Origin of the sequence: Kitasatospora sp. NPDC093550, from assembly GCF_044764985.1 — a bacterium.
Taxonomy (GTDB): domain Bacteria; phylum Actinomycetota; class Actinomycetes; order Streptomycetales; family Streptomycetaceae; genus Kitasatospora.
This window is the reverse complement of the sequence record NZ_JBIWJF010000005.1, coordinates 18492-31372: the sequence shown is the minus strand read 5'-3', so window position 1 is coordinate 31372 and position 12881 is coordinate 18492. Positions and strand designations below refer to the sequence as shown.

Sequence of the window (12881 nt, the reverse complement as noted above, 5' to 3'; positions counted from 1 at the left end):
AGTCGACGCCCTCATCCCCCGACTCCGCGCGAGAGGGGTTGTCAAGTGAACGAGAATTCCGTTCAGTTGATGGTCGACCGCCTCAAGGCCATCGAGTGGTCGGCCTACCAGGAAGGGCAGGACAAGGCCTTCTCCCGCGCGGCACTCATGAGGGAATACCTCCGGCGGGCCGCACTCTGGCTCGACGCCTACGGGGACACCGACGAGTGGCCCTTCTTCGACCTGGCGGCCGTGGTGGCGCCGGCCGTCCGGGCCGACCCGGCGGTGGTCTCGGACACCGAGGACTTCGTCGAGGAGGCCTCCGCTTCCTGGCACGCCGTCGAGTGCTCGGCGGCCGCCGTCCAGTGGGCCGCCCTGCGTGACACCTCCGGCCTCCTTCTGCCCCCGCTGCCCGAGCCCTTCGAGCCCCTGATCCGACTCTACGAACGCGGCGGCGCCGGCTTCTCCTACGCCAATGGCTTCCTCGACTTCGGCATGCTGATGGTCAAACGCGGCACGTGGCGCTCGCACCTCTCCTCCGACCCGGTCATCGAGCTCGACGAGGACACCCTCGACGCCCTCGACGAACGGAGCTGGGCCGAATTCCGGGCCCTGGCCGCCCGCGCCACGCCCTCGACCGACAAGAGCTGACCGACACACGTGATCACCGTGAGCTCCGACGCCGTGCAGTCGATGGTCGTCCGCCTCAAGGCCGTCAACTGGAAGTCGCCCGGCGAGGCTTATGAAACGGCCTACTCGCGCGCCGCGCTGTTGGAGGAGTACCTCCGCCGGGCCGCGCTCTGGCTCGGCGGTGGCTTCAGCCCGTCAGCAGCGCGGCGACCGCCTCCGGTGCCTCGTGCATCGCGTCGTGGCCGGTCGGGAGTTCGTGGACCTGCCAGTCGGGGTCGGCCTCCAGCCGGGTGCGCAGCTCGGCGAACGGCGTCTGGTCCTCCCACCCCGAGCAGTAGATGAACTCCCGACGGGGAATGCGGTCCACCGCGCCCGTGAGCCTCACCGTCTGCAGGAACGAGGCGAGCGGATGCGGCCGGCGGCGCGGATCGCGGTCGCCCGGCGGCCGGACGGAGTACCCCGTGGCCGCGGCGCCGGCGGCGAGCACGTGCCGGAAGTGGTCGTTCGTCGCCGACCAGCAGGACTCGCCGTCGCGCGGTACGTACGCGTCCAGGTGCACCAGCCGTGAGATCCGGCCACCCGCGCGGTCGGCGGCCGCGGCGATCACCATGCCCCCGTAGCTGTGGCCGACCAGCGTCGCGCCCGTGACGTGGTGGCGGTCGAGGAGCCGCAACACGTCCTCGGCGTGCGTGTCGAGGTTGGCGGTGGCGACCGTCGCGTCGTCGTCGTCGGGCCGCAGGCCGGTCAGGGTCAGGGCGTGCACGGTGTGTCCGGCACGCTCCAGCAGCGGAACCACCGCCTCGAACGCCCACGAGCCCTTCCAGGCACCGGGAACGAGGATGAACGTCGTCATGGTCTTCTCCTTCTGTCTCTCGCCATTGCGGCTCGGCACGAAGGAAGTCTCACCGGATCACGGAGTGGCGTGCTACCGATAGGCTGCCAACCGATGCCCGTACAACGCCAACCCCGTCGGACCGCTGACGTGACGTCCCATGTGTGGCCGTCCGGCGGGCGCCACATCCGCCTCTCGGGCGAGGAGAGCGCCGCGCAGTCGCACCCGCGTGGACACCTGGTCTACGCGGCCGGTGGCGTCCTGACGGTCCGGACCGAGCGCGGCACGTCGATCGTGCCCGCCAACCGGGTCGCGTGGACCCCGGCCGAGTTCACGCACCGCCACCGCGCCCACGGCGACACCGACATGCGGATCGTCTTCCTCACGCCGTCGCTCGCCGGACTGCTGCCCGGCCGTCCGGCCGTGTTCCAGACCTCCGGCCTCGCCCGCGAGGTCCTGCTCGCGCTGACCGGCCCCCGCAACTACGAGGACACCGAGTCCGGTTACAGCCGTTCCCAGCGCTCCCGTCTCCTGCGCGTCCTCGTCGACGAACTCCACGAAGCACCCGAGCAGCCCCTGCACCTGCCGGAACCACGCGACGACCGACTGCGAGCCGTCGCCCGGATCCTGTACGAGACGCCGGCGGAGAACGCCACCCTGGCCGAACTCGGGAGGACCGTCGGAGCCGGCGCCCGCACCCTCAGCCGGCTGTTCCGCGACGAACTCGGCATGACCTTCTACGAGTGGCGCACCCAGCTGCGTGTCCACCACGCGCTCGTGCTGCTGGCCGGCGGCCACGACACCACCCGGACCGCCCACGCGTGCGGCTGGGCCAATCCCAGCGGCTTCATCACGGCGTTCACCACCATCGTCGGAACGACCCCGGGCCGCTACCGGACAGGTCGTCAGGCCGGCACGCACGGGACTCGACCTGGTGGTGACGGGTCCGGGCCGGCCCCCGAAGCCGACCGGTAGGGGCAGCCGCCGGCCCAGGTCCCACCAGCGAACCCCCCGAGCCCACGGTCCGGGGGGTTCGTCCCGTCCGGTGGCCATTGACAGGGGAAGGCCGGCGCCCGATGCTAAGCAAGCGCTTAGTCATCGTTCACGCCGTCCCCAGGAGCCGCCCGATGCCCGAGACTCCCGCTGACCCGCCCGGCCTGGACCTGGCCCGGCTCCGCTCCCATCTGGAGCGTGGGCTGCCCGGGGCCGTCCGGGGCCCGCTGCGCGCGGACCTCATCGAGGGGGGCCGGTCGAACCTGACCTACCTGCTCTCCGACGGGGTCTCCCGCTGGGTGCTGCGGCGGCCGCCGCTCGGGCACGTGCTGGCGACCGCCCACGACATGGGCCGGGAGTACCGGGTGATGTCGGCCCTGCGCGGCACCGGGGTGCCCGTGCCCCGGATGCTGCTGATCGACCACGGCGAGGACGTGCTCGGCGCGCCCTGGTACCTCATGGAGTACGTCGCCGGCACCGCGCACCGGGACGCCGACGCCCTGGCCGTCATCGGCGAGGAGCGGGTGGGTACGCTCGGGCGGCAGCTGGTGGACACCCTGGCCGACCTGCACCGGATCGACCCGGCCCAGGTGGGGCTGGCGGACTTCGGCCACCCCGAGGGCTACCTGGAGCGCCAGCTGCGCCGCTGGTCCAAGCAGCTCGCCGCCTCGCGCAGCCGTGAGCTGCCGGAGCTGGAGCGCCTGCACGCCGTGCTCGCCGAGCGGCTGCCCGTCTCGCCCGCGCCCGCGCTCGTGCACGGCGACTACCGCTTGGACAACGTGCTGGTCGACGAGAAGGACGGCATCACCGCCGTCCTCGACTGGGAGATGTCCACCCTCGGCGATCCGCTCACCGACGTCGGCCTGCTGGTGATGTACACCGAGCTCGCCGGCGTCGGCGGCGGCATCATCCCGTCCGCCATGACCGCTCCCGGCTTCCCCCGGCCCGACGAGATCGTCTCCCGGTACGCCGGGGCGACCGGGCGGGAGGCCGCCGACCTGGAGTGGTACGTGGCCTTCGCGTCCTTCAAGCTCGCCGCCGTCGCGGAGGGCATCTACTTCCGCTTCCAGCAGGGCCGCACCCTCGGCGCGGGCTTCGAGCGCGCGGGGGAGATGGCCCCGATCCTCGCCCGGCACGGCCTGAGCACCCTCAAGGAGAACTGACCGATGGACTTCGCGTACGACGCCCGGACCAACGCGCTCCGCGAGCAGCTGCTGGCCTTCATGGACGAGCACGTCCACCCCGCCGAGGCCGTCCTCGCCGCCCAGCTCGCCGATCCGGCCCGCGCGCACTGGGCCATCCCTCCGGTCGTCGCCGAGCTGCAGGCCGAGGCCCGCAAGCAGGGCCTGTGGAACTTGTTCATCCCCGGTGAGCACGGTGCCGGTCTGACCAACCTGCAGTACGCGCCGCTCGCCGAGATCACCGGCCGCAGCCCGCACCTGGCCCCGGCCGCGCTCAACTGCGCCGCGCCCGACACCGGCAACATGGAGCTGCTCGCCCAGTTCGGCAGCGCCGAGCAGCGGGAGCGGTGGCTGCGTCCGCTGCTGGAGGCCGAGATCCGCTCCGCCTTCGCGATGACCGAGCCCGAGGTGGCCTCCTCGGACGCCACCAACGTGGCCACCCGGATCGATCGGGACGGCGACGAGTACGTGGTCAACGGCCGCAAGTGGTACATCACCGGCGCGATGAACCCGGACTGCAAGCTGCTCATCGTGATGGGCAAGACCGACCCCACCGCCGAGCCGCACCGCCAGCAGAGCATGGTGCTCGTCCCGCGCGACACCCCCGGCGTCACCGTCAAGCGCGGCATGACGGTCTTCGGCTACGACGACGCCGACCACGGCGGCCATGCCGAGGTGCTGTTCGAGGACGTCCGCGTCCCGGCGGCCAACCTGATCGGCGAGGAGGGCGCCGGCTTCGCCATCGCCCAGGCCCGGCTCGGCCCGGGCCGGATCCACCACTGCATGCGGGCGATCGGCATCGCCGAGCGGGCGCTGGAGCTGATGTGCCGCCGGGCGGGCGAGCGGGTCGCCTTCGGGAAGCCGCTCGCCGAGCAGGGCGTGGTCCAGGACTGGATCGCCGAATCGCGGGTCCGGATCGAGCAGTTGCGGCTGCTGGTGCTGAAGACCGCCTGGCTGATGGACACCGTCGGCAACCGGGGCGCGCACACCGAGATCCAGGCGATCAAGATCGCCACGCCGCGCACCGTCGAGTGGATCCTGGACAAGGCCGTCCAGGCCCACGGCGCCGCCGGCGTCAGCCAGGACACCCCGCTCGCCCAGCTCTGGGCGGGCAACCGCACCCTGCGGCTCGCCGACGGGCCGGACGAGGTGCACAAGCGCTCGCTGGCCCGCCGGGAGCTGAAGAGGTACCGGTAGCGGCAGGTGGCGGGGCGCGGCCGGCTGACGGCCGTGCCCCGCTGTGCCCGGACGCGTTCCGCCGTGCCCTGCCGGGCCCGGCGTCAGGTGGTCAGGCCTTCCTGATGGTGTACACGACGCCGCTGCCGACGCAGCCCGCGCTGCTGTACGAGCTGGTGACGACCCAGCCCGCCGGGATGGGCGAGAAGGAGCAGACGGTGGCGTAGCTCTGGTTGGCCGTGTTGGCGATGGTGTACGCCACGCCCGTGCCGGCGCAGCCCGCGCTGCTGTACGAGCTGGTGACGACCCAGCCGGTCGGGATCGGGGACATCGAGCAGACGGTGGCGTAGTTCTGGTTGGCCGTGTTGGCGATGGTGTACGCGACGCCGGTGCCGCGGCAGCCCGCGCTGCTGTAGGAGCTGGTGATGACCCAGCCGGTGGGGATCGGGGACATCGAGCAGACGGTGGCGTTGGTCTGGTTGGCGGTGTTGGCGATGGTGTACGCGACGCCGGTGCCGGCGCAGCCGGCGCTGCTGTAGGAGCTGGTGATGACCCAGCCGGTGGGGATCGGGGACATCGAGCAGACCGTGGCGTTGGTCTGGTTGGCGGTGTTGGCGATGGAGTAGGCGACGCCGGTGCCGCGGCAGCCGGCGCTGCTGTAGGAACTGGTGATCACCCACCCCGTCGGGATGGGCGACATCGAGCAGACGGTGGCGTTGGTCTGCCCGGTCACGTCGGCGATGGTGTACGCGATGCCCGTGCCGGGACAGCCGCTGCTGCTGTAGGAGCTGGTGATGACCCACCCGGTCGGGATGGGGGAGTTGGAGCAGACGGTCGCGCTACCGGTGAGCCGCTGCGGGGCCGCCTGCGCGGTCGCGGCCGCGGCCGTCATCATGCCCAGGAGCATGAGGACGACCGTCACCAGGTGGGGTATCCGGGTCCTTGCGGTCTTCATATCCGGCCTCGAATCTTCTCGGTAGCTCTCACGGCCATGCCGATGGAGATGAGGTGAAAGGGCGGCACACCCTTCCTTCACCTCGGCTGAGATGGTGTCAGAGTCGATCCACCGCCACCAGTGCCGCCTCGGGAAGCGGCACCCCCTTAGGGGTGTCATACCCGGGTATTCAGGGGCCGGTTGGCTCCCTGGTATGACGGCTGCGGCCCCCGTCGCCCGTAGTGTCCTGCGTGTTCGATCGATGCGAGCGCGGAGGAGCGATCATGGGCAGTGGGGGACGGGCCGTGGCGGCGGTGCTGATGGCGGCGACGGCGGTGCTGGGCGCGGTCGGCGCGCCTGCGGCGGTGGCGGCGGTGGCGGCGCCCGAGGGCGCGAAGGCCGGGCAGCAGGCGCGGGCGTGGCTGCCGGAGCCGACCGGGCCGTACCCGATCGGGACCACCGCGCTGCACCTGACGGACACCGCCCGGGAGGACCCCTGGCAGCCCGGGCACCGGCGCGAGCTGATGATCAGCCTCTGGTACCCGACGTCGCGGCCGGCCGGGCCCGCCGACCGCGCGCCGTACATGACGCCCGCCGCGGGGGAGCACTTCGGCGGGCCCAGTGGCGTCGGCCTGATCAACTACGGTGCCGAGCCCGGCAGTACGGACTGGTCCGGGATCCGCACCCACGCCCGGACGGACGCCCCCGCGCTGCCCGGCGGCCGGCGGCCGGTGGTGCTGTACTCGCCCGGGCTCGGCGATCCGCGGGCCTGGGGGACGGCCCTGGTCGAGGACCTCGCCTCGCGCGGGTACGTCGTGGTCACCGTCGACCACACCTACGAGGCCTCCGAAGTCGCCTTCACGGACGGGGAACTGGCCGCCTCGGTGCTCCCCGGCATGCTCGGGCAGCCCGACCTGGACATCGGCGCCGTCCTGCGCAAGGCGATGGCGGCCCGGGTCGACGACACCCGCTTCGTCCTGGACCAGCTCGCCGGGCTGGGCGGCCGCACGGGCCTGCCGACGGGCCTGGCCGGGGCACTCGACCTCGACCGGGTCGGCATGGTCGGCCACTCGGCGGGCGGCTTCACCGCGCTGCAGACCATGCACGACGACCCGCGGATCGCCGCCGGGATCAACCTGGACGGCCAGCTGCACTTCCCCGGCCCGGACGGCCGGAACGGCGTCTTCCTGCCCACCGTCGCCGAGGACGGCCTGGACCGGCCCTTCCTGCTGATGGGCACCGGCAGCGACGACTCCGGGGACTACCGCCGGCAGCCCGGCTGGAACGCCCTCTGGCAGCACAGCACCGGCTGGCACGCCGACCTCACCCTCACCGGTTCGCGCCACGGCTCGTACACCGACGGGCAGTCCCTGCTGCCGCAGATCGCCCGGCAGGGCGCGCTCACGGCGGACCGGCTGCGCGCGGACGTCGGCGACATCCGGCCCGGTCGGGCCGAGCTCGCCACCCGCTCGTACGTCGCCTCCTTCTTCGACCGCTGGCTGCGCGGCCACGACGACCACCTGCTGGACGGGCCGTCGCCGCGCTTCCCGGAGATGGCGTACGAGGGCTGAATCCTACGGAAAACCGGCTTTCCTGACGGTTTCTCACCCCTCCGGAACCTGGGTGGAAATGGCGGTTCACTGAATGCGGAACAGTATGTCGATCCGCATTCAGTGAATGCCGCTACACGCGTTGATTTTGCCTTTCCGGGGCGCGCTTGACCCGCTTGAACCCGCTTCTTAATCATTCCTTACCCTTCTTCGTTGACCGGTGTTCAACAGCTCTGCTTTCCTTCATGCTCAGCAGGCGGCAACCAGCCGACGGGCAGTCAATTCCGGGTGTACGGAAAACCCGAACGGAGTCGACTCCCGCCGGAATTCGCCGTCGACCCCTTCCCCACAAGGGATCGTCCGCGGCCACCCCAAGCGGCGGACGATCGGCAGAAGAGAGGGCACCCTCACCCATGGGTCATTCCCCCAGGATCGGACGCGCGAAGTACGCGGCGCTCACCGGCATCGCGTCGCTCGCGCTCGCCGCCGCCGGCTTGGCCGGCGCGGCCGGCCCGGCCTCCGCGCAGGACATCTCCAGCTCGCAGGGCAGCACCACCAACGAGTTCAACCCCTGGAGCCCGCAGAACGGACACCCGTACCGGCACGGCGCCGTGCCGGGCATGTCCCAGCACGAGAACTACAAGAAGTGGCTCGCCGCCCACAACCAGGCCGCGGCCACCGGGCAGCAGACGCTGTCCTACGGCGGCGGCGTCGACGGCATCGGCGTGCAGAGCGGCCACTCCAAGGTCTACCTGGTGTTCTACGGGACCCAGTGGGGCACCCAGACCACCGACGCCAACGGCAACGCCAAGTTCTCGGGCGACTCGGCGGGCGCCGCCGGTGCCACCCAGCAGATGTTCAAGGGCATCGGCACCAACGGCGAGACCTGGTCCGCGGACCTGACCCAGTGGTGTGACGGGCCCAACGTCGCCACCGGCGCGGTGAGCTGCCCCGCCAACGCCAACTTCATCCCGTACCAGAGCGGCGGCGTGCTGTCCGGCGTCTGGTACGACAACGCGGCCGCCTCGCCGAGCAAGGCCACCGGCAACCAGCTGGCCCAGGAGGCCGTCAAGGCGGCCGGCCACTTCGGCAACACCACCGCCGCCGCGAACCGGGACGCGTACTACATCATCCTGTCGCCGCACGGCACCAACCCGGACGACTACCAGAACCCGACCACCGGGTACTGCGCCTGGCACGACTGGAACGGTGACACCACCCTCACCGGCGGCGCCGCGACCTCGCCCTACGGCGACATCGCGTTCTCCAACCAGCCGTACAACATCGACGCGGGCGCCAACTGCGGCGTCGGCTTCGTCAACTCGCCCGGCACGCTGGACGGCTGGACGATGACCCTCGGCCACGAGTGGCACGAGATGATGTCCGACCAGAACCCGGCCGGCGGCTGGACCAACCACGTGGCCGGCAGCAGCTACAACGGCCAGGAGAACTCCGACGAGTGCGCCTGGATCCGCCCCGGCAGCACCGGCGGCGCCGCCAACGTCTCCTTCGGCACCTTCGGCAGCTACGCCGAGCAGGCCAGCTGGTCCAACGACACCAACTCCTGCGCGATCTCGCACGCCATCCTGACCCACGGCAACACCGTCACCGTCACCAACCCGGGCAACCAGTCCGGCACCGTCGGCACCGCGGCCAGCCTGCAGATCAACGCCACCGACTCGGCCTCCGGCCAGACCCTGAGCTACTCGGCCACCGGCCTGCCGGCCGGCCTGTCGATCAACTCCTCGACCGGCCTGATCTCCGGCACCCCGACCGCCTCCGGCACCTCCAGCGTCACGGTCACCGCGACCGACACCACCGGCGCCAGCGGCAGCACCAGCTTCTCCTGGACCGAGTCCACCACCGGGGGCGGCGGCAACGCCGTCACCAACGGCACCTTCGAGACCGGCAACCTGACCGGCTGGACCGCCGCCGGCTCCACCTCCACGCCCGCCTCCGCCGCCCACAGCGGCAGCTTCGGTGCCATGGTCGGCTCCACCAACCCGACCGGGGACTCCTCGATCACCCAGACCTTCACCGCGCCGACCGGCTCCAGCAAGCTGTCCTTCTGGTACAGCAACACCTGTGACGACACCGTCACCTACGACTGGGCCACCGCCACCCTGAAGGACAACACCACCGGCACCACCACCACGGTCCTCGCCAAGACCTGCACCACGACGGGCACCTGGACCAACAAGACGGCCACCGTCACCCCGGGCCACTCCTACACCCTCACCCTGAGCAACCACGACGACAACTACGCGGGTGACCCGACCTACACCTACTACGACGACGTGACCGTCTCCTGACGATCGCCGCGCCGAACGCACCGGGGCGGGCCCAGCGGCCCGCCCCGGTGTCGTGCTCTTTTCTCGTCCCGGGGGGATCCGAATCGGGGGCCGGTGCGTCGAACCGGTACCCCTGCACACACCAGCACCGCTGGCACCCACGTACCCGAGGAACCGCCGTGAACCCGAGAAGACCCGCCCCCCAGGCCCTGGCCGCCGCCCTGCTCACCCTGCTCGCCCTGACCGGCTGCGCCTCCACCGCGACGAGCCCCGCCGCGACGAGCCCCGCCGCGACCAGCCCCGCCGCCCCCAGCCCCGCGGCGGTCACGGTGGACGAGCACGCCGACCACACCACCGTGCGGGTCGCCGTCGGCACGACGCTGACGCTCGCGCTCCACAGCACCTACTGGTCCGCCGCCACCAGCTCCGCCCCCGAGGTCCTCGCCCCGACCGGCGCCCCCAGCACCGCGCCGTCCCCCTCCTGCCGCCCCGGCGGCGGCTGCGGCACCGTCACCGCCGCCTTCACCGCCCGCGCCGCCGGCACCGCCCGCCTCACCGCCACCCGCACCTCCTGCGGCGAGGCCCTCAACTGCCCGCCCGAGCAGCGCGGTTACGAGGTCACCGTGGAGGTCACCGGCTGAGGCCCGGCCACTACCTGAGCTCCGAGCCCGGGTTCGCGTCGTCCCACGCGCGCCGGGCGTCGACGATCGCGCCGTGGTGCTCGTAGGACCAGTCCGCCATCGCCCGCACCAGGTGGGTCAGGCTGTGGCCGAGCGGCGTCAGCTCGTACTCCACCTGCGGCGGGACGGTCGGGTGGACGGTCCGCGACACCAGGCCGTCGCGCTCCAGCCGGCGCACGGTCAGCGTGAGCATCCGCTGCGAGATGCCCGGCAGCGCGCGCTGCAGCTCACGGAACCGCCGTACGCCCTGGGCGAGTTCGACCACGGTGAGGACCGACCACTTGTCGCCGAGCCGGTCCAGCAGGTCGCGGATCCCGCAGTCCACGCCGTCCTCGCACCAGACCACCGGACGGGGGGTGGTTACCGCGGTGTGCCCTGCTGACATCGAAGTGCCTCCTTACGCCGGACGCCCAGGCTACCGAGGATGGTCACGTCGCCCACGAGGGTCGCCCACGAGGGCCGCCGACGACCGATCATCCCCGGAGGAACCCATGCTGCTCGTCACCGGTGTCAACGGAGGTCTGGGCGCGCTCGTCCTGGAGCGCCTCGCCGGACGGGAGGGCGTCGTGGCGGGCTCCCGCACCCCGGAGCGGGTGCCCGCCGACGTGCCCGCCCGGCTGGTGGACTTCGACCGCCCGGACACGCTGGACACGGCGTTCCGGGGCGTGCGGACGCTGCTGCTGATCTCCGCCGGCGCCGCCGAGGACGACGTGGTGATCGCCCGGCACGGCGCCGCCGTCGCCGCGGCCGAGCGGGCCGGCGTCGAGCACCTCGTCTACACCAGCCTCTCCGGCGACGGCGACCACCTGCCGTACGCCCTCGCCCACCGCTGGACGGAACGGCGGCTGCGCGCGTCGGCCTCCCTGCGGTGGACGGTGCTGCGCAACGGCCTGTACGCCGAGCTGCTGGGCGCGATCGCCGCGCCCGGCCCGGACGGGGTGATCAGCGCGCCGCTCGGCGACGGCAAGTTGGCCGCGGTGGCCCGGGCGGACCTCGCGGACGTCGCGGTGACGGTGGCCCTGGCACCCTCCGAGCACGTGGGCCGGACGTACGAGCTGGTGGGGGAGCGGGCGTTGGGCGGTGCGGAGGTGGCCGAGGCGCTCGGCGTGGAGTACCGCCCGGGCCGGCTGGAGGAGGCACGGGCAGCCGTGGCGGCCTCGGACGCGCTGGACTTCCAGGTGCCGATGGTGGTGGGCACCTACTCGGCGATCGCCCACGGCTTCCTGGCCGGCCCGGGAGGGCCGGGCGACCTCGCGGCACTGCTCGACCGCGAGCCCCGCCCGGCCCTGGAGGTCATCGCCGCCGGGCGCTGACCTCCGCGCGCGAGCCCGGCCCGGACGCCCGGTGTCCGGTCCCGGGCCGACCGGGCGTAGCACCCGGTCACGGGCAGAGCAACGGGTGCGCGGGGTCCCGCGCGTCCCCGGCCCGGACAGTCTCACCGGGCGCGGCACGAACCGCCATCCCTTCGCCACAAGTGGGAGGCGAGGTTCCGTTCAGGGCGCCGCAGCAGTCACTGCCGCTCCACAGGGGACCCGCGCACCAGGGAGTGCCGGGTGTCCAAGAGCGCGGGCAAAGGCCAGGGCCCGCCCTAAGAGGCCGCCTCCGCCGTGGCGCGGGCGACCCAGGCCGGGAGCGGTTCGCGGCGGGCCAGCCAGGCCGGGGGCACGTCGGCGAGGCCGGTGCGGGCCGCGACCACGCCGCCGGTGATGGCGCAGGTGGTGTCCACGTCGCCCAGCCCCTCGGCGGTGGTCCACAGGGCGTCGGTCAGGCTGTCCAGGTGGTGGGCGGCGGACCACAGGGCGAACGGGACGGTGTCGCTCGCCCGGATCCGCTGGCCGTTGCCCAACAGGTCGGCGGCGCGCCATGGTTGGGTGGCCGCGGGCAGTTCGGCGGCCCGGCGCAGCCCCTCGCGGACCTCGCCCGCAGGGGTGCGGTCGGCCACCTCGGTCAGCAATTCGGCACCCGCCGAGGGACGGTCGGAAGCACCCGCGGCAGTACGGACCGAGGGCACCCGTGGCAGCACGGACGGGAGCGCGGCCGCGGGCGGCGAGGGCCGCCGCCAGGGCGACGGCCACCGCCCCCGCCACGCCCTCCGGGTGGGCGTGGGTGACCTCGGCGGACAGCGCCGCCTGCTCGGCCGCCTCGGCCAGGTCCGCGGAGAACCAGGCGCCCAGCGGGGCCACCCGCATCGCCGCGCCGTTGCCGAGGCTGCCCTGCCCGTCGAACAGCTCGCGCGCCCTGGTGCGCCAACTCGCGGCATCGGCGGCGAGTTCGGGCAGCAGCAGGTGCATGCCGTGCCCGTAGCCGCGGCCCGAGTCGGCCCGGTAGGTGGCCCCGAAGGCCTCGGCCAGCCGCTCCTGGTGCACCGCGTCGAAGGCGGTCAGGACCCCGAACACCGACAGCGCCATCGCGGTGTCGTCGGTCCAGTGCCAGGGCCCTTCCTCAGGCGTCCGCCGGGCCCGGATCTGCCGGAACGCCTCCTGGGGCGACCGGAACAGGGGGAACCAGCGCTCCCCGAAGCCGTCGCCGAGGGCCAGGCCCTCCAGCGCGTCACGAGCAGCGGATACGGATGTCATGCGGGCATCGTGGCAGGGGCGACGGTCCTGCCGCACCCGGTTTCGCCGGGCTCGGCAGG

Annotated in this window: 11 protein-coding genes and 1 pseudogene; 8 read left to right on the top strand and 4 right to left on the bottom strand. The window is 72.7% G+C overall.

Translation table 11 applies throughout. The annotated features are described in order from the left end of the window. Window positions 1-45 precede the first annotated feature (45 nt). On the top strand, window positions 46-630 hold the full coding sequence (locus tag ACIRD3_RS09255) for a hypothetical protein (protein ID WP_402213534.1): 585 nt from the start codon (window positions 46-48) through the stop codon (window positions 628-630). Window positions 631-796: 166 nt separating this feature from the next. Here ACIRD3_RS09255 and ACIRD3_RS09250 read toward each other — a convergent pair whose 3' ends face one another. Beyond that, the gene (locus ACIRD3_RS09250; protein ID WP_402213532.1) at window positions 797-1462 is read right to left on the bottom strand and encodes an alpha/beta fold hydrolase; all 666 of its coding nucleotides are present in this window, start codon (window positions 1460-1462) and stop codon (window positions 797-799) included. A gap of 129 nt (window positions 1463-1591) precedes the next feature. Here ACIRD3_RS09250 and ACIRD3_RS09245 point away from each other — a divergent pair, with 129 nt between their 5' ends. From ACIRD3_RS09245 to ACIRD3_RS09235, 3 genes are all read left to right on the top strand, one after another. Continuing rightward, entirely contained in the window at window positions 1592-2416 is an 825-nt protein-coding gene (locus ACIRD3_RS09245) for an AraC family transcriptional regulator (RefSeq protein ID WP_402213531.1), read from the top strand. A gap of 152 nt (window positions 2417-2568) precedes the next feature. Continuing rightward, window positions 2569-3597 carry a phosphotransferase family protein gene (locus ACIRD3_RS09240; RefSeq protein WP_402213529.1) on the top strand — a complete coding sequence of 343 codons (1029 nt, stop codon included), beginning with the start codon at window positions 2569-2571 and terminating at the stop codon, window positions 3595-3597. Between the two features lie 3 nt (window positions 3598-3600). Beyond that, the gene (locus ACIRD3_RS09235) at window positions 3601-4812 is read left to right on the top strand and encodes an acyl-CoA dehydrogenase family protein (protein ID WP_402213527.1); all 1212 of its coding nucleotides are present in this window, start codon (window positions 3601-3603) and stop codon (window positions 4810-4812) included. A gap of 91 nt (window positions 4813-4903) precedes the next feature. Here ACIRD3_RS09235 and ACIRD3_RS09230 read toward each other — a convergent pair whose 3' ends face one another. Beyond that, window positions 4904-5746 (bottom strand): hypothetical protein, encoded by an 843-nt coding sequence (locus ACIRD3_RS09230; RefSeq protein WP_402213525.1) that lies wholly within the window; start codon window positions 5744-5746, stop codon window positions 4904-4906. Between the two features lie 263 nt (window positions 5747-6009). Between ACIRD3_RS09230 and ACIRD3_RS09225 the strand changes: the two genes are divergently transcribed. The 3 genes from ACIRD3_RS09225 to ACIRD3_RS09215 all read left to right on the top strand — a co-directional run bounded on the left by ACIRD3_RS09225 (window position 6010) and on the right by ACIRD3_RS09215 (window position 10207). Further along, entirely contained in the window at window positions 6010-7296 is a 1287-nt protein-coding gene (locus ACIRD3_RS09225; RefSeq protein WP_402213523.1) for an alpha/beta hydrolase family protein, read from the top strand. A 392-nt stretch (window positions 7297-7688) separates the two neighbouring features. Continuing rightward, window positions 7689-9587, top strand: a complete 1899-nt coding sequence (locus tag ACIRD3_RS09220) for a putative Ig domain-containing protein (RefSeq protein ID WP_402213521.1) — start codon at window positions 7689-7691, stop codon at window positions 9585-9587. Between the two features lie 158 nt (window positions 9588-9745). After that, entirely contained in the window at window positions 9746-10207 is a 462-nt protein-coding gene (locus ACIRD3_RS09215; RefSeq protein WP_402213520.1) for a hypothetical protein, read from the top strand. Window positions 10208-10217: 10 nt separating this feature from the next. Here ACIRD3_RS09215 and ACIRD3_RS09210 read toward each other — a convergent pair whose 3' ends face one another. Then, the gene (locus ACIRD3_RS09210; RefSeq protein ID WP_402213518.1) at window positions 10218-10631 is read right to left on the bottom strand and encodes a winged helix-turn-helix transcriptional regulator; all 414 of its coding nucleotides are present in this window, start codon (window positions 10629-10631) and stop codon (window positions 10218-10220) included. A 106-nt stretch (window positions 10632-10737) separates the two neighbouring features. Between ACIRD3_RS09210 and ACIRD3_RS09205 the strand changes: the two genes are divergently transcribed. Beyond that, window positions 10738-11559 (top strand): NAD(P)H-binding protein, encoded by an 822-nt coding sequence (locus ACIRD3_RS09205; RefSeq protein WP_402213516.1) that lies wholly within the window; start codon window positions 10738-10740, stop codon window positions 11557-11559. 275 nt (window positions 11560-11834) lie between these two features. Here the strand turns inward: ACIRD3_RS09205 and ACIRD3_RS09200 are convergent. Then, window positions 11835-12822: pseudogene (locus ACIRD3_RS09200) on the bottom strand (ADP-ribosylglycohydrolase family protein). Between the last annotated feature and the right edge of the window lie 59 nt (window positions 12823-12881).